The organism is Dulcicalothrix desertica PCC 7102 (genome assembly GCF_003991905.1).
Classification (GTDB): Bacteria; Cyanobacteriota; Cyanobacteriia; order Cyanobacteriales; family Nostocaceae; genus Dulcicalothrix; species Dulcicalothrix desertica.
This window is the reverse complement of sequence record NZ_RSCL01000008.1, coordinates 307,829-327,254: the sequence shown is the minus strand read 5'-3', so window position 1 is coordinate 327,254 and position 19,426 is coordinate 307,829. Positions and strand designations below refer to the sequence as shown.

Below are 19,426 nucleotides of genomic sequence, written 5' to 3'. Positions count from 1 at the left end.
TTTTACTAGTGTTCATAATAAACATCATTCTAAAGATTGATACGTACCTTGCAAAAAAGGCGAAAGTTCTTTATTTAACCAACCAGTTTTTACAAATTCCCCATATGTATCAGCTTCAACTGCTAGCAGTTCTTCGCGTAGTTGTTGTTTTGTGAATTTCTGTAAATTTGGATATTCATCTTGCATTTTGTCTATTTCTGTTTGTAAACGAGTGAGTTCTCCCTTAATTAATGTTTCCTGGTAACGATAAAATTCTGGCTCTATACCTATACGGTTTTCTGTCTGTGCTAAATGTTCCAGTACACGATTCAGCGCTACTTGACGAGCTACAGCTTCTGTATACAGTTTACGTAATGGTTGTTTGTCTATAAGCTGCAACTTTTCTAACAAAGGTTTAACGGTTAGTCCTTGTACTAATAATGTAAATAAAACGACACCAAACACGGTAGCAATAATTTCTTCCCTTGCTGGAACTACAACAGATACACTTAATGCAAGTGCGATAGAAACCGAACCTCGTAATCCTCCCCACCAAACAACCGTTTGGTCAGGAATTGGAATTTCTGATTTAACGAGGAAGTTACTTAAAGCACTCAACAAATAAATCGAAATTGCCCGCGCGAATATCATGGCGCCGACTGTGATGGCGATAGTGATAAAATTGGCTTGCAATACATCAAAACGAATTTGGTCGCCAATCAACAGAAACACAATAGAATTGACGAAAAAGGCTAAAAACTCCCAAAATTCGCTGACAATGAGTCGCGTGCGTGGGTTCATGCCAATGCGCGAACCAAAATTACCCAATATCAAACCGCAAGTGACAACTCCAATTACCCCAGAACCTCCTAAATCTTCAGTAATGAGGTAGGTTCCATAAGCAGAAACTAATGTTAAAGACTGCTCTACTAAAGGCAAATCAAAGCGTTGCGTTAAATAAGAAATACTAAATCCGATTAAGCAACCAACAGCAATACCAATACCAACTACTGAAAGCAACTCAACTAAAATAGGTTGTAATGTTAATTGTGCAGTTCCCTGTTGTAATGCAACTAAAAATCCAAACGCCACTACAGCCATGCCATCATTGAATAGGCTCTCACCTTCCATCAATGTAGTCAAGCGTTGCGGGGCACCTAATTCTCGAAACAAAGCAGTTACAGAAACAGGGTCAGTAGCAGACAAACTGGCGCCAATTAATAAAGCAGTAGTCAAAGACATTCCTGCAATCTGGTTTAAACCGAGCGCAACACCAGCAATTGTAATTAGTACACCTAAAATGGCATACAAGCAAATTGGTACTAAATCTCGTTTTAAATTTGACCATTTTAAATTCCAAGCAGCTTCAAATAATAGTGGTGGTAGAAAAATAGTCAAAATTAGCTCTGGAGATAGATTGACTAGTCTTACATCTACCAAAGCTAATATTAATCCTACAATCACTAACAATAATGTGTAAGGAATTTGACGTAACCAACTAAATATTTGCGGCAGCGTTGCAACACTCAAAGAAACTGAGAGTACTAACAGAAACGATTTCAGATTGGCGTGAATAAGTTCTTCTTCCATTATTAAATTCTACCTTAACTAAGCAGACCAAGCTTCTCGAAAATCTGCATATAGCGTCAAGCCACCATCTACAAAAAGTGTTTGCCCCGTAATATATGCAGCTTCATCAGATGCTAAAAAAGCTACAGCAGCAGCCATTTCTTCAGAAGTTCCCGCGCGACTCATCGGAATATGACTTTCGACAACCGCTTTTTTTTCGGGGTCATTAACCCATTCTTCGTTGATAGGCGTTATGGTAGCTCCCGGTGCCACTCCATTGACGCGAATACCTTTATTAGCATACTCTAATGCGAGAGTTTTAGTCATATTTTCCATTCCACCTTTGCTGATGGAATAGCTAAGGTAAAACGGTCTTGGAATAATTTCGTGGACACTGGAAATATTAATAATTACTCCAGAACGGTTTTGTGAAAGCAGGTGTTTGATGGTTTCACGCGCGCACAAGAAAGCACCCCTTAAATTGACTCCTAACACAGAGTCAAAATCTTCTGCCTTAAGCTCATGGGAAGCACATTCTTTCTGAATTCCAGCGTTATTTATTAGTATATCTAGACTACCAAACTCTTGAACTACGGTATTGACCATGTTAATAATATCTTCTTCTTTAGAGACATCACCTTTAACTGGTAAAGACTTAACACCGCAACTACTAATATCTCCACACGCTTTCTCCATTGCCATGTCTTCCGTATTTTCAGCATCCTCAATGTTTCTACGGTAATTAATCGCAATATTACAACCTTCTTGAGCTAAACGAATTGCTATTACCTGCCCAATACCCGAAGTGGCACCTGTAATTAGTGCATTCTTACCTTTTAATCCTTTCATAGTAATTTCTCCTTCTTGTTAACTATTCAATCTTACTTTGTTTGTTCTGTTAGTGAAGCACCTTGCTGAGGTGGGTTAGGACGGTTTTGTATCCAGGCAAAGATTGCGGCGCCACCAACTAAAACTAAAGTGATGCCTGTAACTAGTTGAAGCATTATACTGTAACGCATGGCGGTATATTGAGTATTAAACAAGATTGAAATGTTCCATGTGAATATTTGTAGGTGGAACATCGAGTTGATGCAGTGCTAACTCTACTTGTTCCATCATTTTTGGCGCCGCACAAATAAGATATTGCCTCGTACCGCGCCGCTTCGGAATATAACGCTGTAGTAATTCTTTGTCTACATAGCCTGTTTCACCTGACCAGTCTTCTGGTGGTTCTCTTAGAACATGAATGATTTTTAAGTCTAACTTTTGTTGTAATTCATTCAATTCTTCACGGAAGGTTATATCTTCCCATTTTTTGCTGGCATAGATAAGTAAATATGGACGCTCGTCTTTACGCTTAGAGGCAGTTAAAAGTATACTCATCATTGGTGTAATACCGATACCACCTGCTATTAATACAAATCCTGCTGAGTCTTCATAACGTTCTGTTGTAAAAACTCCATATGGGCCATCTAAAAAAGCTTTAGTTCCCGGTGCTACATCTTTAATAGTATTGGTAAAGTCGCCCAAAGCTTTGATACTAAACTCAATACGCTCCAAATTATCTCCGTTGGAAGACATAGAGAATGGATGTTCACGCATCCGAAAAGGGGAAATATCAAGAGTTATCCAGGCAAACTGTCCAGGTTCAAAGCAAAAACCTTTGTGTCCGATAGGTCTTAGTGCTAGCGTCCATACATTTCCACGTTCTGGACGTACTTCTTCGACTAAGTAAGGTTTTTTCAGCATGAACCAAGGTTTTACTAAACGCACGTAGACCAACAACCAAAGTGCAATAAGCGCTATACCTGTCCACAATACACTTTTCCAAAATAATCCTAGATAATTACCCACACCGATAGCATGTCCTAACCCTAAACTTACTGCTAAGACAGCAAAAATACCGTGGGATGTACGCCAAGGTTCGTAGGGTATTTTCAATTGTTGGCGCCAAATAGTCGTGACAACTAGCGCGATTAATGCTAATGTTGCCAGAACAGCCATTCTTGCTCGCCAGGGTGCTGTAAAAAAGTTTAAAAGTTGTAGTGTTTCTGGCTGTGCGACAAACAATATCAATGGATGGATAAGAATTAAGGCGAACGCGACTAAAGAGATATAACGATGAAATTGGAGAATAATGTCTACTCCATAGGAAGCTTCAATGCGATTAATACGCGCAGTTAAAGCAAACTGAAGTGCCATCATTGCCAAACCAATAAAACCGAGGGCAACAGAGAAATCAATCCAAAAGCCTTTATCTTCTGGCGCCGGATATACTAGCAACAGCAGCAAAGGTAAAAGAGCTATTAAAATATAAGTGCCTATCCAACTGGCAGCTACAATAACTGGACTTCGCATTAACAGACTTCTCATGATACACCCCTTGTTATATAGTAGAAAATTACTTTTATTTAAGCTTGGCGTGATGCAATAACACGTCGGTTGACTTCGTTCCAATTCACAACATTCCACCAGTTATTTAAATAGTCCGCGCGGCGATTTTGATATCGTAGATAGTAAGCATGTTCCCAGACATCATTACCCATAATTGGATATAAGCCATCCATAATTGGGTTATCTTGATTTGCAGTATTGACAATTTGTAATTGACCTTGAGGGTTACGCACTAACCATACCCAACCACTACCAAAACGGTCTCCACCAGCTTGATTAAACTGTTTGCGGAATTGTTCAAAACTGCCAAAAGTTTGATTTATTTCTTGAGCTATTTCTCCTGTTGGTTGTCCACCACCCGTAGGACTCATTATTTGCCAAAAAATTGTATGGTTCAAATGTCCGCCACCATTATTACGTACTGTGGTACGAATGCTTTCAGGAACACTATTTAAGTCGCGTAGCATTGCTTCTACACTTGATGCGCGCAAATTAGGCTGTTGTTCTAATGCTTTATTCAGGTTATCAACATATGTTTGATGATGTCTGTCATGATGCAGTTGCATAGTTTGAGCATCAATAGCTTTTTCTAAAGCATTAGCAGCATAAGGTAGCTGTGGTAACTGTGCTGGGTTGGCGCCTAATTCTCTGTCAGAATAAGCAACAGGTTTATTTGATGTCACAGATGTTTGCGTCACTACAGGTGTTGTCGTAGAATTTTCTGTAGGTGGTGATGCAATTTCTTGTGGTTGGCAAGCAACTAGTAACGTAGTTATTAGCCCAATAGTTACAAAACCTAGGATAGTTATTTTTCTATAGATTGATTTGACTCGTGATTTCAATAAAAACCAAAGCTCAAACATTCGCGATTTTCTCCAATTGGCAATAGGCGCCGGGTATACCAGCCTAAAATTTATAATTGTATATTTACTATCAGAATGAAATGTGACTACAAAGTGACAGCTAGTTAGGTAATTTCCAAGGTTGAGATTGTAATTATGTATCTCAAGAAGGATACGTTATGCCAGAAAGCTTGCTAATATTTATGTATGACTACGTTCAAAAGAATAGTTCAACAAATTGTGAAGCAATATTTAAATAGATAAGAACAAAGGAGTGAAATCATGAATATTTTAGCTTGGATTGTTTTGGGTTTAATTGCGGGTGCTATTGCTAAAATGATTTATCCAGGTTCGCAAGGAGGCGGTTTAATAGGCACTCTTCTATTAGGAGTTGTTGGCGCCTTTATTGGAGGTACTTTGTTTAGTTTATTACAGACGGGTACATTTACGCTAACCGCAACCAGTCTCTCTTTCGGTGGTATAGTTGTTGCAATTATTGGCGCCTTAATAGCTGTATTCTTGTACAACTTACTTACTCGTAGAGCGGCTTAGTCAGTATTTTTAATTACCTTTCAAACCAAATGCAAAATAATAACTTATGGAGGTACAATTACTTGTATCTCCATATTTTTGGCATAATTATAATTGTGTCATCTGTCATTAGGTATATTTAAATTTTACTCCCCCCTAGCCCCCCTTATTAAGGGGGGTTGGGGGGATTCTATCACATTTCAATCACATTTCTCTTCGAGAATATATATAAGCTAATTTTTGCAGAGTAACGTGGATGCAGATGAAAACAATTATAAACTAAAGAATATGAGAGTAGAATCAGAAGAAATAATTCAATCGAGCCAATGGCATCAACTATCTACAAATGAAATTACGCGCCACTTAGAAACTGACTTAGAAACAGGTTTAAACGAGTCAGAAGTTGCTAAGAGACAATCACATTTTGGTGCCAACGAACTCAAGGCGAAACCAGGCACTAGTCCCATAGTAAAATTTTTACAGCAATTTAACCAACCACTACTATATATATTACTAATTGCAGGCGCCATCAAAGCAATAATTGGACAGTGGGTAAATGCTTGGGTAATTTGGGGTGTAACGTTAATTAATGCCATTATTGGTTTTATTCAAGAATCAAAAGCTGAAAGTGCCATTGCTGCTTTAGCTTCTTCTGTGCGAACTAATGCCACTATTTTAAGAAATGGTAAAAAAATACAAGTTTCTTCTACTGAGTTAGTACCTGGAGATATAGTATTACTTGCTTCGGGTGACAAAGTACCAGCAGATTTACGTCTTGTACAAACGCGGAATTTACAAATTAATGAATCTGCACTAACAGGTGAATCAATAGCAGTTGAAAAAAATTCTCAACCTGTTAATCCTGATATTCCTCTTGCAGAACGCACTAACATGGCTTATGCAGGCAGTTTTGTCACATTTGGCACTGGTAGCGGTATTGTTGTTGCGATTGGAGAAGCTACAGAAACAGGGCGCCTAAGTCAGCTAATTGAACAGGGTACAAGTTTAAAAACTCCATTAACTCGTAAGTTTGATAAATTTAGTCGGACTTTACTATATATAATTCTTGGTATTGCAGCGCTAACATTTGCAGTTGGATTAGGATACGGTAATTCTTGGGCAGAAATGTTTGAAGCTGCTGTTGCTTTTGCAGTTAGTGCTATTCCTGAAGGTTTGCCCGCAGTAGTTACGGTAACTCTGGCAATTGGAGTTTCACGTATGGCACGGCGCCATGCAATTGTTCGCAAATTACCCGCAGTAGAAACTCTCGGAGGCGCCACTGTTATCTGTTCTGATAAAACTGGTACTTTGACAGAAAACCAGATGACAGTACAAGGTATTTATGCAGGAGGTCAATATTATACAGTTACAGGAGTCGGTTATGCACCATCTGGGGAAATCTTATTAAATGAACAGCAAATTGATCTTAATACTTCACCTGTACTTGTAGAGTGCTTAATTGCTGGGCTTTTGTGCAATGACACACGGTTAGAACAAAAAGATGAACAATGGCAAGTTATTGGTGACCCAACAGAAGGAGCATTAATAGCTGCTGCAAATAAAGTTGGAATCAACAGAAGTGATTTAGAGCGTGAAAACAAGAGACTTGATGTAATTCCCTTCGAGTCTGATTTTCAATACATGGCAACCTTACATCAGGGGAATAATAACATTCGTCGTAGAGACGCGATTAATCGCGTTTCTACAGACAATACTATTTATGTTAAAGGTTCGGTAGAAGCGATTCTCAAACGTTGTCAGCTTCAGGTAGATGCAGAAGGTGAAATTATACCTGTACAAGCAAATATTGTGCATCAGCAAGTTAATGCAATGGCTCAACAGGGTTTAAGAGTATTAGCTTTTGCCAAGAAAGATGTACCCAGTAGTCAAAACTCGCTCGACCATGTGGATATTGAGTCAAATTTGATTTTCTTAGGGTTGCAAGGGATGATCGACCCACCCCGAAGCGAAGCCATTATAGCAGTGCAAGCCTGTCAAGAAGCTGGTATTCAAGTAAAAATGATTACAGGTGACCATGCTGTAACTGCACAAGCTATAGCTAAACGTATGGGATTTAATAAGAATGGCGAAGTGATGGCTTTTACCGGACAACAACTTGCCCAAATGGATAATCAACAACTAAAAACAGCTGTTGAAGATGGGGTAGTATTTGCTCGTGTGGCGCCTGAACAGAAACTGCGTATTGTTGAGGCACTACAATCTAAAGGTGAAATAGTTGCCATGACAGGTGATGGTGTTAATGATGCACCTGCACTAAAACAAGCAGATATTGGCATTGCAATGGGAGGCGCCGGAACTGAGGTAGCAAAAGAAGCATCGGATATGATATTAACGGATGATAATTTTGCTTCGATACAAGCTGCGGTTGAAGAAGGGCGAACCGTTTATCGTAATTTGCTCAAAGCTATTGCTTTTATATTACCAGTCAACGGTGGTGAATCGATGACGATTTTGATTAGTGTATTATTTGCCAGAGTGTTACCTATATTATCTTTACAAGTTCTCTGGTTGAATATGGTTAACTCCATTGCTATGACTGTACCTCTAGCATTTGAGCCTTCTTCAAAGCGAGTGATGCGACAACCACCGCGTAACCCTCGCCAACCTTTACTTTCGGGCAGTTTAATTAAGCGCATCGCAGTTATTTCTGTTTTCAACTGGATTTTGATTTTTGGCATGTTTGAATGGATAAGACAAACAACAGGAAATATTGACTCTTCACGTACTATGGCAATTCAAGCTTTAGTTGCTGGTAGAGTCTTTTATCTTTTAAGTATCAGCAAGCTAGGTGCAATAATTATCGATACGATACGTGGAGTTAAACACAATATTAGCGATGCTTATGCAATCATTATTGGTATTGTGGCAACTATAGTGTTACAAATAATCTTCAGTCAATGGAGTTTAATGAACAATTTGTTTTCAACGGCGCCGCTGAATCTAAATCAATGGTTAATTTGTATTGCCGCAGGTTTACCAATGATTTTAGTTGCTGCATTAGTCAATCGCTTTGACCCTCTTGATTAAGCTTTGCTATTAAATTTAAATTGGCAACAAACAATTAGGTTCATTTAATATTTTTTGAGAACTGGTGCGTTATTTGTTAACATATAAAGTGAAATAGGAAGTCGAAAAGTGTCAGGAGCAGCCAATGTATGTGCTAATTGGTGGAGCGGGCTTAGTGGGGCTAAGTTTGGCTCAAAAATTGGTAGAATTAGGGCATACTGTTGCCGTTATTGATATTGACCCTAATGCTTGTCACTATGCTCGTGAACAAGTGGGAGCAATGGCATTTGAAGGAAGTGCAGTCAGTACAGAAGTGTTGTTAGAAGCTGGAATTCGTAAAGCCGATGCCTTAGCAGCTGTTCTCCGCAGTGATGCCTTAAATTTGGCGATGGTGACTCTCGCTAAACATTACGGTGTCCCCCATATTATAAGTCGTATGCGTCATCCCGATTTTGCCGAACCGCTGCGTTTGGTTGGAGCCAATCATATTATCAGTACTGTAGAACTAGCGGTGAACACGATGGTAAATGCCATTGAGTATCCGCAAGTGGAATCAATGATGCATTTTGAGCAAGGGCAGATTGAGGTCTTGAAACTTTCTATCCCAAATAATTGCTATGTTATTGGTCGTAGTGTTGCTGAAATTGCTCAGGATTACCGTTTTCCTACTGGCTCTCTAATTATTGGCTATCAATCTCATCCGCACGAAGATTTAACGATTCCTAACGGTAGTACGATACTGGAGCCTAGTTCAACTGTGCTGATTGCGACAAAACCCGGCTCATTACATCAAGTTATTGATTTTATAGAAGGTTGTAAATAAATTGAAATAAACTGAAATGAAGCTGTACCCACATTTTTCTTTATTTATTGCATTTATTTTTCTTGCCTCTTGCACATCATCAGAGAATCCACTAAAGTCACAATCAAATACTAATCAGGTAAATCCATCTCAAAAGGTAGTGACTTTAGATAAAAATTTTAAGATAGCAACAGGTCAAACTATTTATGTACCCATCTATTCTTATATTTATCACTCAGATCAAAAAGAACCTTTAAATTTAGCAGCTACGCTTAGTATTCGTAATACAGATTTGAATCGACCTATGATTATTACTTCTGTGCGTTACTACGATTCATCTGGTAAATTAGTTAACCAGTATTTGAAGCAAGCTATTCAACTCGAACCATTAGCTTCTACAGATTTTTTTGTGCAAAGAAGTGATATTAGTGGAGGTTTAGGAGCAAATTTTATCGTCGAGTGGGTAGCCCAAACTGAAATTTCTGAACCTATAGTGGAGGCAATTATGATTGCTACTGAATTTCAGCAAGGAGTTTCTTTTATTAGTCCTGGTAAAGTTATCAAAACTAAAAAAAACAATAATGCTTTATCTCCAAAACCGAGTTCTTAAGTTATTAAAAAATTATTAATTAATCATCTTCTAGCTTTAGCAATTGCTCATCAATTTTTTTAAGCCGTCCACGCGCAATTTCTTCTGAAAGAATTCGTTTACGTATTGCTTCGTTTAGTGCAGCTTTAGAAGCCAGTAGCAATCGACGGCGAATCGCATCAAGTTTTTTGTATTCTCCACTTTTAGTATCATATTCGTCTGGGCGCCGATTATATAATTCTCGTAATGCCTTTTCTGCACTTGCTATTTGCACTTGGTAAGCTGAACGCATTTCCTCATATACAGCTTTTGGTAATACTCCTGTTTTCAATAGCGTGTCTAATTCATCTTGCGCTGCTTTAGCTGTGATTAATTGAGCTTGTAATTGTTCAACCTGCTGCTGTGCCTCTGAAAATTTAGATAAGTTTAAGCGTTTGACTAACCAAGGTAAGCTTAACCCCTGCCCCACTAATGACAATAGTACACAGCCAAAAACTAAAGCGATTAAACTTTCTCGCCCTGGTAGTGTGGTGGGTAAGCTTAACGCCAGAGCCATTGAAAGTGAACCTTTGATATTGCCTAAAAATAGTAAATGTTGCCAGCGCATTGGAATTGGACGGTCAAACCAACGCACCATACCTAGCAGGGGATAGACCGTAATAACTCGTCCAGCTTGATACGCTAAAACTGCCAGTAGAATTGCAGGTAAAGTCCTCCAAAGTGTTACCAGGTTAATTTCTACACCAATTAGTAGAAAAATGAAGGTGTTAACAGTAAAACTGGCATATTCCCAGAAACTCAACAATGTGATACGACTAGAAGCAGAAGTATTGCCAAGCCCTAAATTGCCGAAAATTAATCCAGCTACAACTACAGCCACAGCACCTGATACACCGATAAATTGACCAACCTGAAAAGTTCCTAATGCAACTGCGACAGTTAGTAAAAGACTGCTAAGGGGATCATCTAAACGCTTAAATATAGGTATACTCAAGTAGCCCAAGACTAACCCAACAAGGCAACCTCCTAGAGAGATAAATAGCAGTTGCTGGATTCCTTCTAGGAACGTAAGCGAACCTGTCGAATATACTTGCAAAATCAGGTTGAACGAAACTAAAGCAGCGGCATCATTAAATAGAGTTTCTCCTTCAACAATAGTGGAAAGTCTCGACGGTACTGGTATTTCCTTGAAGACAGCAATCATGGAAACCGTATCAGTGTTTGCTAGAATTACTCCTATAAGTAGAGCGGGTATCCAAGCTAGTCCTAACAACAATTTCAATAGGACGGCAATAATAGCACTGGAAAACACAGCCCCTGGCCCAGCTAGAAGGGCAATTGGTTTAAACGTATTACGTAGGCGCCGGATATCTGTATTAATACCAGCTTCAAATACGAGAATTGGTAAGAAAAGATTTAAAACAAGGATTGGGTCTAAACCAATGCGGCGAGACAGTAGCTCAGTAATTGGCAACCCTGCTAACACTAAACCTGTAACATAAGGAACACGAAGCCGCCGTGTTATCAAGGCAACACCAGTAGCTAGGAGCAGGAGAATAATTGAAACAGTAATTAAGGAAGCAACATCCACTTTGATTTTAATAAATATGTTTTGACTTTATCTTACTCAATTTTAATTTAGCTATCAAATGTAAGGGTAGTCATATTTAAATCACATTTTTTTCCAAAAATATATTCAATAGATAGATGCGCTAACTTAATTATGAACTTAGCATTATTGAATAACCCGTATTAACATTAGGAGGCATTGATTATGAATAGATTTTTAAGATTTTTATCATTATTTGCTACATTGCCAGCTTTATGCTTTGTAGTTGACGCAATGGCGCCTTCATCAACTAACGCTCAAATAGCACAAACGGCGCCGCAAACAGCACCACGAACAAGCTTCCCAGATGTTCCATCAAACCATTGGGCACGACCATTTATTGAGCGGTTGGCACAAAGGAATATTTTAGCCGGATATCCAGATGGTACATTTCGACCTGAACAAACAATGCAACGTGATGAATTAGCAGCAGTAGTTCGTAGAGCTTTTAATCAACCACCAGTAAAACAGATAGAAAGCGGTTCGGTATATAACGATGTAAATCAAGGATATTGGGCAGAACGTCCGATTGAATCAGCATCTGAACAAGGTTTTATGTATGGTGATGGACAAGGCAACTTTCGACCGAACCAACCTGTTACCAAAGTTCAAGCCATAACTGCTTTAAATAGAGGTTTAAATTTAGCTTCTGGCACACCAACGGCAACTGCATCAACACAACGAGCAGCAAGAAGAAGACCTGTATTTGTTCCTATTGCAATCACTTCTTTAATGCAGTCTGTAATACTTCCTAGGGCAGAAGCGGCGCCAGTTCAAACATCAACAAATCAAGCTGCACAATCAAATTCAGCTTCAGAAATTGTTAATAAATATTATACAGATGCAAAAGAGATTCCTCAAAATGCTGTTAGCGATGTTGCCGCAGCAACCAAGCAAAATATAGTCGTGAATTATCCAAATCCAAAAGTTCTTAATCCTAATAAAGCCGCAACACGCGCCGAAATTGCGGCACTAGTTCATCAAACATTAGTTAACCAAGGACAACTCGAACCAATAGCTAGCCAATATATCGTTAAGTAGTTAAATAGGTTGGGTTCCGGCTTTGCGTTCACGTAGTGTCCCGCAGGGAAACCCAACCTACAATGGCAAAATAATTTTGAAGGTAGAGCCTTTATCAATTACACTTTTGACACGAATATATCCTCCGTGTGCAGAAACAATTTGTTGAACAATAGATAACCCCAAACCATATCCACCAGTTTTGCGCGCGCGTTTTTTATCAACTCGGTAAAATCGCTCGAAAATGTGTGGTAAATCAGCTTCTGGAATTCCCATACCAGTATCTATTACTTCAATAACTGCCCAAGAAGACTGAGCGAATAAATTTAACTGAACTTGACCACCTGCTTTAGTATATTTACATGCGTTAGTTAATAAGTTAACTACTGCTTGATGCAGTAAATCTGCATCACCCAGTACAATTAAGCTATTATTTGGTAATTTATAAGTAAGATTGATATGCTGTGCAATTTCTAGTTTCGTGTATTGGTCAGCTATTTTTAAAAGTTCATTCTTTAAATCAACTGGTTGCAAAGATTCGGGAGCTAATCGACCAGCATGACGTGCCAGAAGCAGCAAGTTATTTATAAGAGTACTCATAGACTTCGCAACATCAACAATATTTTCAAACCGTTGACGTTGTACAGAAGGGTTATTAGAAATTAATCCATACTGAGCATTGCTGTTAATTGCTGACAAGGGTGAGCGTAATTCATGAGAAGCATCAGCAGTAAAGCGTTGTAGTTGGCCATAGCTTTCAAGAATTGGTTGCATTGCTAATCCTCCTAACCACCAACCAGCTAACCCAATAATGAGTAAAGTTGCTGGAACTGTTAAAAGTAAAACTAAGCGTAAATAAGCCAAATCATTTTGAGTATATGTTAGTGGTGTTGCAACTTGAAGATAACCAATTAATAAATCATCTTGATATATGGGAAGTGTTAACTCACGCAACCAAGCATCTCGGAAGGTTCCTCTAACTTGATGATACTCAGGTTTTATTGTATGAAATCCGAGAGTGGTTATTAAACGCTCAGGTGGAGTGGCGCCGAAAAATTGTACCACCTGCTTTTGAGTATCATACCAACGTGCGTATACAAGGTCACTATCTACTGGTGATACGTTACTACCTAATAGTGGCACATTTTCTAAATCAAGCTGCTGCTTCAGTGTGTCATACTTTGCATTTACTGCCATTACTCTAGATTTTTTGTCTAGTAGCTGGTCGAGATTCCTTAACGAATCTAAAACTTCTTGGTAATATAGCACTGAGGCAAAACCTACCAAAATACTTCCCATTGTTAAGGTAAACCATAAAGCTAAATTACTACGGCTACGACTAAACATGACAACTCATATTTTTATTTCAATGCTCTACTGGTTACAAAAATTACATTATTCTCAATTCACACTTTTATTATTGCCACTGTTTTTAATTAGTTTTGCTTCTTGTGGTGAATCGTTTACAAACCAGATATTAAGCCGTTCATATAATACCACAAGTAAGCTACAAGCAGACAAACAAACGGTAAAAGCACAATTTGCAGTCAATGTACTAGTTACGGCAGTTGAAGTTGAAAAAAAGCGAGAGTCAACTGTAGTTGAATATCAAACAGCAAATTCTGTACTCAAAAAAATAAGATTCGTTTTACCAGTTACAGAAGTAAATACTGCTAAAACCATAATTGCTCAAGAAATGGGACAGACACAAGCGAAAGATGTTTTGCAAGTTGGTAGAAAAATGCAGGTACGGTCTGCATTCAAAGTTTTAGGAATTTTGGCTGAAATTGAAAAAAAGCGAGGAGTTACTTTAGTAACGGTTAATACTGCTAATTCTATACTACAAAACTTAGAGTTCGAGTATCCAGTTACAGATTTACCCACTATTAAAACTACACTAATTCAACAGCTAGGATTATCTAGAGAAGATATTGCCAGATTTGTAAGTTATCGAGTTAAAAACTAGTTATCCGGCGCCTTCAAACTATAACCCATACCATAGACCGTTTTTATCCACGAATCGGCGCCAACGAGTTGCAAACGATTTCGTAACTTACGTACTAATACGGTTAGTGCATTGCTTTCTGGCTCAGAACCCCATTCCCACAATGCTTCTTCAATTTGCTCGCGCGTTAAGATTTGATTTTGGTGACGCATTAAATACTCTAGTAATTGAGTTTCGCGCGGTGACAACTCTACAGTTTGTTGGTTACGCTCAACTGTTAATGTATCTAGGTGCAATTGCAGGTCAGCAACACGGAGAGTATTTCCGACCCAAGTAGGGGAACGTCTACCCAAAGCACGCACGCGCGCTAAAAGTTCCACTAAGTCAGCAGGTTTAACAAGATAGTCATCTGCTCCCGCATCTAAACCCTCTACTTTATCGAGTGTAGTATCCTTAGCAGTAAGCATCAACACAGGTGCCGTTTTGCCAAGAAGTCGATATTGCCGACAAAGACTCAAGCCGCTGACGGTAGGTAGCATCCAGTCTAAAATCAGCAAATCATATTCCTTTTTAGATAAAAGCCACTGTGCAGTGTCGCCATCTTCAACGCCATCTACAATATATCCAGCTTCAGACAGTACACCCTGTAATGGCTCTAATTGCTCCGGGTCATCCTCTACAAGTAATATTCGCATATAATATATCTAGTAAATAATGCACCTAAAATTGCTAACATTTATTTTAAGGATACAATAGTCGAACTTATCTTATATCTTCCATTAGCCACATTTTTTCGTCGATCCCCGATTTGTTCATAATTTCATCACATTTTCAGAATAAGTTGTAAATATATAGTTTGTGTGTCTTCATAACTCCAATTTCACACCTAATCGATTCTTGTCTTTTTTCAAGAATCGATTTTTTAATTTACTATTTTTAAATATTTATGCTTAAGTCACATTATATTCATCATTTCTCTGTAATTATATAAGTGACGCGATTATATTAATTGCTAATCACAAACGATTTATTAATTCTTGCCGCATTTCTTGAATCCGTGTTATAAGAACTTTATCTACCCGCGTACCGTCCATATCCATCACCTCAAACCGTAGTCCATCCCATTCAAAATGGTCGCCTGCTTTCGGTATATATTTCAAGAAATTAATTATAAATCCAGCAAGGGTATGGTAATTAAGAGTTTCTTCTTCAGCTAACGATTCTTTATCGAGCAAATCTTTGAGTTCATCGGTTGGAAGCAAACCATCTACTAGTAAGGAGCCATCTTCTCGCCTAACTACCATTGGTTGCTCTAAATCTTCTCTTGCAGTAATATCGCCAACTATTGCTTCCATTAAATCATTAAGCGTTACCAAGCCTTCAATGTTACCATATTCATCAGTAATTAGTGCCATATGTATGCCCGTTCGTTTAAATTCCTCCAAAACTTTTAAAGCTGTCATATTTTCGGGAACATGCAGGGGTGGTTGAAGTATTGTCTCAAGGTTAACTTCTTGTCCACTTAAACGCGCGGATAGAAAATTTTTACCGCGCAAAATACCCAAGCAGTTGTCCAAATTTTCTCTAGCTACAGGAAATCTGGAATGATTACTTTCTCTAACCAAATGTTCAAGTTCTTCTAGTGGTGTGTTAATATCGAGCCATGTGATATCGAATTTCGGTGTCATCAAAGTTTTGATACGACGGTCACCGAAACGGAATACTCGCTCAAGCATTTCTTGTTCGGATTCCTCGAAGGTTCCCGACTCTGTAGCTTGCTCTATTAGCACTTTAATTTCTTCTTCAGTCATTGCTTGCTCTTCAGTTGCCCGTACACCTAAAATATTCAGCAATGTATCAGTAGAAAAACTGAGAATACGTACAAATGGGGCTGTAATAAACGAAAGCGACCGCATCGGTTTAGCTACCGTGCAAGCTATTTTTTCGGGATTACTCAATGCTACTCGTTTAGGTGCCAATTCCCCAACTACTAAAGATAAATAGGTAATAATAGTTACTACTATTACAACACTAATACCTTCGCTGTAAGGTCTTAGAAGTGGAATAGTATCTAATGTAGGCTTTATTCGTTGAGCTAAGGTTGCCCCACCCACGGCGCCGCTCAAGATACCAATTAATGTAATACCAATCTGGACAGTAGAAAAAAAATCATTGGGCGAGTTTACCAGTCGCAACGCAGCTCTAGCTTTAGAATTTCCTCGACTTGCCATTTGCTCAAGGCGAACTTTACGAGATGATACAACAGCAATTTCTGAACCTGAAAATATACCGTTAGCAATAATAAGCACAAAAACAAAGAAAATTTCTGTAGCAATGGCAGACATTTTTATAATACCTAGATAGATGTGAATGTATACTGATATTCTATATCATTAGTTTCGATTGTAAAGATTTAGACATTCGGGAGAACATAGTCAAAGAGTTTCAAAATGGCGCCAATTCATGAAAATTAATTAAAAATAGTATTAGTTTATACAAATATTAATAGTATAGAACATAAATGTGATTAAAAAGTGACAGTGAAATTTATATTATAATATTTATTTATTCATTTATTTATTCTGCGGAATAGTAACAGTAAAAGTAGTGCCAACCCCCTCTTGACTTTCTACATTAATTTGTCCTTGATGTAGTTCTATACATTTTTTTACAACTGCTAATCCCAGTCCTGTACCAAGAATACCCAAGGCATTTTCACCTCGTCGAAAAGGTTCGTACATCTCCTGTTGAGTTGTTTCAGAGATGCCAATTCCTTGGTCTTTGACCTGAAATATTACAGCTTGATTTTGGCATTTTAATTTAAAATAAATATTTCGACTTTGAGGTGAATATTTAATGGCATTGTAAAGTAAATTACTTAAAATAGAATATAATAATTTTTCATCTACCCATGCGTTAGTTGCACTACCTTCCATCTCAAATTGAATTGCATGGCTAGATTCGCTTAAGGTTTGCATATCTTCAACTAAATTGAGGCAAAAACTCTGCATTTCTAATAGTTGAGGTTTATACTCTAATTTTCCGGCTTCTGCTCTTGCTAAGGTCAGAATATCTGAGAGTAATTGAGTCATTAATCGAGCATTAGTTTGAATGCGGTAGAGATTTTTTAGCCTCTTTTTTTCTACGAATGGTTGAAGACTTTCTTCTAAAAGTTGAGACGACCCCAAAATGATACTTAAAGGTGTACGAAACTCATGAGAAGCCATTGAAAAAAATTGCAGTTTTAGTTCACCTAATTCTTTTTCTTTTGTAAGTTGGAGTTGTTTCGCTTCTGCTTGTTGACGTTTGACTAATTGTCGATAAAGTTGAGCATAAACACCAAAAAGAAAAGTAAATGTTAATAAAGTTCCAAAAATTTCAATTAACATTCTTGACTGAATGTTAGCTTGAGATTGTTTTACCCATACATCTAATGCTTGTTCTTCTTGACTTTGCATTTGCTCAATAAGTTGCTGAATTTCATTGCGGTTACGATTATTATCAGCCACTAACTGAGCTTGTTTTTTTTGTAAAGAGGGATTTTTTCTATATAATTGAATAGTTTGATTAGATATCACAAATCTTTGATCTAGTAAATATTCTAGTGCGATTAATCTTTGCTTTTGATTGGAATCATCTGCAAATAGATTTTCTAATATTTTGATTCTTGGCTTGATTTTTTGAATAGCTTGATTGTAACGCTGTAATTCTAGGTCATCTCCCAAAAGTATATAACCGCTTCGTCCAGATTCAGCTTCGTTTAAATGAGCAACGACACCAACTAAAGTCTCAATAACTTCATGAGTCTCTTTTACTTTTACAATAGTTTCTGCTAATCTGGTAGCATTTTGGTAAGAAATAAAACTAATATACCCAGTAACCGTCATCGCCATCGCGAAACCGCTTGCAATCCATTTTCCCTCTACAGACCATTTCATATTGTTTTTATGCTAGTAATCTATAAATACAAATTCACATTTAAGATATTGGGTTCAAATGCGTATTTTAGTTGTTGAAGATGATGTGCAAATAGCGGATATGCTAGCGGAAGCGTTGACGAATCGTCAGTACACGGTAGATGTTGTGCAAGATGGTGAAGCCGCATTAAATTACGTGGAGACATTTGATTATAACTTAATTGTGCTAGATATTACGTTGCCTAAGCTAGATGGTATTAAGTTTTGTCAAAAACTGCGCTCACGTAATTTGCCTGTTCCCATTTTAATGCTTACTGCTCGCGATACTATCGCCGATAAAATTATTGGGCTAGATGCAGGCGCCGATGACTATATGGTTAAACCGTTTGACTTAGGTGAATTGATGGCACGTATCAGGGCACTTTCACGTCGCGGTAACTCTCGACCAGGAATAAATTTATCCTGGGGAAACTTATGTATCAATCAAAGTACCTATGAAGTTTTCTATGAAGAGCAACTGTTAAACCTGACACCGAAGGAATACGCAATTTTAGAGTTACTCGTTTCTTGCGGTCGTCGTGTTTTGAGCAGACCGGGTATCATCCAGCAAGTTTGGTCTATAGAAGACTCTCCTACCGAAGACACCGTTAAGTCCCACATCAAAAGTTTACGCCAAAAACTCAGAGAAGTGGGGGCGCCTGACGAGTTTATCGAAACAGTTCATGGACTGGGTTATCGTCTGAAGCAACTTTAACTTTAAACTTCTACTCAATTTCTGCCCGTTTTTTTCCTATAATCTCAACTTTTCAAGAATAACCTGGTAATAACAGGTTAGATTGAACTTCGACAACATACACATCCCACTTTGGTTCTTGCTTAGAGGCGAGAACCAATTTTTATAATTTCAGTCTCATTAATTTAATTTACCCGATTTCTACACAATTTCTACCCTATCTTTAGACTTATTTGCTGTTAAACTAAAGTTATAAGTGATTTAGTTACATTAAGGGAACACACGTTTTTTGGTTCTTGCCTATAAGCAAGAATCTATTTTTATTTTTTTGTAAATTTTACAGTTTATTATGTACTTAATTAGAATCTACTCAACTTCTACCCGATTGCTTCCTATTTTTTTCACAATTTACAAATAAATTGTAAGTATATAATTTGTGTGTCTTCATAACTCCAATTTCACATTCAAT

At 37.9% G+C, this 19,426-nt stretch carries 17 protein-coding genes; 7 read left to right on the top strand and 10 right to left on the bottom strand.

The annotated features are described in order from the left end of the window. Positions 1–24: 24 nt before the first annotated feature. From DSM106972_RS18905 to DSM106972_RS18890, 5 genes are read right to left on the bottom strand one after another with little or no spacing between them, the layout of a single operon-like run. Complete coding sequence (locus DSM106972_RS18905) at positions 25–1,569, bottom strand: Na+/H+ antiporter (RefSeq protein ID WP_127082150.1); 1,545 nt, start codon at positions 1,567–1,569, stop codon at positions 25–27. Between the two features lie 18 nt (positions 1,570–1,587). Further along, positions 1,588–2,397 carry a glucose 1-dehydrogenase gene (locus DSM106972_RS18900; RefSeq protein ID WP_127082149.1) on the bottom strand — a complete coding sequence of 270 codons (810 nt, stop codon included), beginning with the start codon at positions 2,395–2,397 and terminating at the stop codon, positions 1,588–1,590. A gap of 32 nt (positions 2,398–2,429) precedes the next feature. Further along, positions 2,430–2,567 (bottom strand): hypothetical protein, encoded by a 138-nt coding sequence (locus DSM106972_RS53560; RefSeq protein ID WP_186538858.1) that lies wholly within the window; start codon positions 2,565–2,567, stop codon positions 2,430–2,432. Between the two features lie 16 nt (positions 2,568–2,583). Continuing rightward, positions 2,584–3,921 (bottom strand): ferredoxin reductase family protein, encoded by a 1,338-nt coding sequence (locus DSM106972_RS18895; protein WP_186538860.1) that lies wholly within the window; start codon positions 3,919–3,921, stop codon positions 2,584–2,586. A gap of 38 nt (positions 3,922–3,959) precedes the next feature. Next, positions 3,960–4,805 carry a superoxide dismutase gene (locus tag DSM106972_RS18890; protein WP_272954066.1) on the bottom strand — a complete coding sequence of 282 codons (846 nt, stop codon included), beginning with the start codon at positions 4,803–4,805 and terminating at the stop codon, positions 3,960–3,962. Positions 4,806–5,066: 261 nt separating this feature from the next. Between DSM106972_RS18890 and DSM106972_RS18885 the strand changes: the two genes are divergently transcribed. From DSM106972_RS18885 to DSM106972_RS18870, 4 genes are all read left to right on the top strand, one after another. Further along, a complete protein-coding gene (locus tag DSM106972_RS18885) occupies positions 5,067–5,336 on the top strand; it encodes a GlsB/YeaQ/YmgE family stress response membrane protein (RefSeq protein ID WP_127082148.1) in 270 nt (89 codons plus the stop codon). 267 nt (positions 5,337–5,603) lie between these two features. Further along, on the top strand, positions 5,604–8,363 hold the full coding sequence (locus DSM106972_RS18880; RefSeq protein WP_127082147.1) for a cation-translocating P-type ATPase: 2,760 nt from the start codon (positions 5,604–5,606) through the stop codon (positions 8,361–8,363). 124 nt (positions 8,364–8,487) lie between these two features. After that, the gene (locus DSM106972_RS18875; protein WP_127082146.1) at positions 8,488–9,165 is read left to right on the top strand and encodes a potassium channel family protein; all 678 of its coding nucleotides are present in this window, start codon (positions 8,488–8,490) and stop codon (positions 9,163–9,165) included. Between the two features lie 16 nt (positions 9,166–9,181). Further along, positions 9,182–9,754 carry a DUF3124 domain-containing protein gene (locus DSM106972_RS18870; RefSeq protein WP_127082145.1) on the top strand — a complete coding sequence of 191 codons (573 nt, stop codon included), beginning with the start codon at positions 9,182–9,184 and terminating at the stop codon, positions 9,752–9,754. Between the two features lie 19 nt (positions 9,755–9,773). On the opposite strand, the gene DSM106972_RS18865 is transcribed toward DSM106972_RS18870, so the two are convergent. Then, the gene (locus DSM106972_RS18865) at positions 9,774–11,324 is read right to left on the bottom strand and encodes a cation:proton antiporter (RefSeq protein ID WP_127082144.1); all 1,551 of its coding nucleotides are present in this window, start codon (positions 11,322–11,324) and stop codon (positions 9,774–9,776) included. A gap of 183 nt (positions 11,325–11,507) precedes the next feature. On the opposite strand from DSM106972_RS18865, the gene DSM106972_RS18860 reads away from it, so the two are divergent. Further along, positions 11,508–12,383: an S-layer homology domain-containing protein gene (locus tag DSM106972_RS18860; protein ID WP_127082143.1), complete on the top strand. Its 876-nt coding sequence runs from the start codon at positions 11,508–11,510 to the stop codon at positions 12,381–12,383. Between the two features lie 57 nt (positions 12,384–12,440). On the opposite strand, the gene DSM106972_RS18855 is transcribed toward DSM106972_RS18860, so the two are convergent. After that, positions 12,441–13,709 (bottom strand): sensor histidine kinase, encoded by a 1,269-nt coding sequence (locus tag DSM106972_RS18855; protein ID WP_127082142.1) that lies wholly within the window; start codon positions 13,707–13,709, stop codon positions 12,441–12,443. Here DSM106972_RS18855 and DSM106972_RS18850 point away from each other — a divergent pair. Beyond that, complete coding sequence (locus DSM106972_RS18850) at positions 13,708–14,328, top strand: hypothetical protein (RefSeq protein ID WP_127082141.1); 621 nt, start codon at positions 13,708–13,710, stop codon at positions 14,326–14,328. The genes DSM106972_RS18855 and DSM106972_RS18850 overlap by 2 nt on opposite strands. Here DSM106972_RS18850 and rppA read toward each other — a convergent pair. The 3 genes from rppA to DSM106972_RS18835 all read right to left on the bottom strand — a co-directional run bounded on the left by rppA (position 14,325) and on the right by DSM106972_RS18835 (position 18,245). After that, positions 14,325–15,002: a two-component system response regulator RppA gene (rppA, locus tag DSM106972_RS18845; RefSeq protein ID WP_127082140.1), complete on the bottom strand. Its 678-nt coding sequence runs from the start codon at positions 15,000–15,002 to the stop codon at positions 14,325–14,327. The two genes, DSM106972_RS18850 and rppA, sit on opposite strands and share 4 nt — an antisense overlap. Before the next feature lie 321 nt (positions 15,003–15,323). Then, complete coding sequence (locus DSM106972_RS18840; RefSeq protein ID WP_127082139.1) at positions 15,324–16,652, bottom strand: hemolysin family protein; 1,329 nt, start codon at positions 16,650–16,652, stop codon at positions 15,324–15,326. A 228-nt stretch (positions 16,653–16,880) separates the two neighbouring features. Further along, positions 16,881–18,245, bottom strand: coding sequence for a sensor histidine kinase (locus DSM106972_RS18835; protein WP_127082138.1), 1,365 nt, complete (start codon positions 18,243–18,245; stop codon positions 16,881–16,883). Positions 18,246–18,303: 58 nt separating this feature from the next. On the opposite strand from DSM106972_RS18835, the gene DSM106972_RS18830 reads away from it, so the two are divergent. Beyond that, positions 18,304–18,978 (top strand): response regulator transcription factor, encoded by a 675-nt coding sequence (locus DSM106972_RS18830; RefSeq protein WP_127082137.1) that lies wholly within the window; start codon positions 18,304–18,306, stop codon positions 18,976–18,978. Positions 18,979–19,426: the final 448 nt, after the last annotated feature.

Coding starts and splice junctions, on each gene's coding strand:
- DSM106972_RS18890 (WP_272954066.1), bottom strand. CDS start 4,805: ATGTTTGAGCTTTGGTTTTTATTGAAATCACGAGTCAAATCAATCTAT.
- DSM106972_RS18835 (WP_127082138.1), bottom strand. CDS start 18,245: ATGAAATGGTCTGTAGAGGGAAAATGGATTGCAAGCGGTTTCGCGATG.
- DSM106972_RS53560 (WP_186538858.1), bottom strand. CDS start 2,567: ATGCGTTACAGTATAATGCTTCAACTAGTTACAGGCATCACTTTAGTT.
- DSM106972_RS18840 (WP_127082139.1), bottom strand. CDS start 16,652: ATGTCTGCCATTGCTACAGAAATTTTCTTTGTTTTTGTGCTTATTATT.
- rppA (WP_127082140.1), bottom strand. CDS start 15,002: ATGCGAATATTACTTGTAGAGGATGACCCGGAGCAATTAGAGCCATTA.
- DSM106972_RS18875 (WP_127082146.1), top strand. CDS start 8,488: ATGTATGTGCTAATTGGTGGAGCGGGCTTAGTGGGGCTAAGTTTGGCT.
- DSM106972_RS18905 (WP_127082150.1), bottom strand. CDS start 1,569: ATGGAAGAAGAACTTATTCACGCCAATCTGAAATCGTTTCTGTTAGTA.
- DSM106972_RS18885 (WP_127082148.1), top strand. CDS start 5,067: ATGAATATTTTAGCTTGGATTGTTTTGGGTTTAATTGCGGGTGCTATT.
- DSM106972_RS18830 (WP_127082137.1), top strand. CDS start 18,304: ATGCGTATTTTAGTTGTTGAAGATGATGTGCAAATAGCGGATATGCTA.
- DSM106972_RS18860 (WP_127082143.1), top strand. CDS start 11,508: ATGAATAGATTTTTAAGATTTTTATCATTATTTGCTACATTGCCAGCT.
- DSM106972_RS18880 (WP_127082147.1), top strand. CDS start 5,604: ATGAGAGTAGAATCAGAAGAAATAATTCAATCGAGCCAATGGCATCAA.
- DSM106972_RS18855 (WP_127082142.1), bottom strand. CDS start 13,709: ATGTTTAGTCGTAGCCGTAGTAATTTAGCTTTATGGTTTACCTTAACA.
- DSM106972_RS18900 (WP_127082149.1), bottom strand. CDS start 2,397: ATGAAAGGATTAAAAGGTAAGAATGCACTAATTACAGGTGCCACTTCG.
- DSM106972_RS18895 (WP_186538860.1), bottom strand. CDS start 3,921: ATGAGAAGTCTGTTAATGCGAAGTCCAGTTATTGTAGCTGCCAGTTGG.
- DSM106972_RS18850 (WP_127082141.1), top strand. CDS start 13,708: ATGACAACTCATATTTTTATTTCAATGCTCTACTGGTTACAAAAATTA.
- DSM106972_RS18870 (WP_127082145.1), top strand. CDS start 9,182: ATGAAGCTGTACCCACATTTTTCTTTATTTATTGCATTTATTTTTCTT.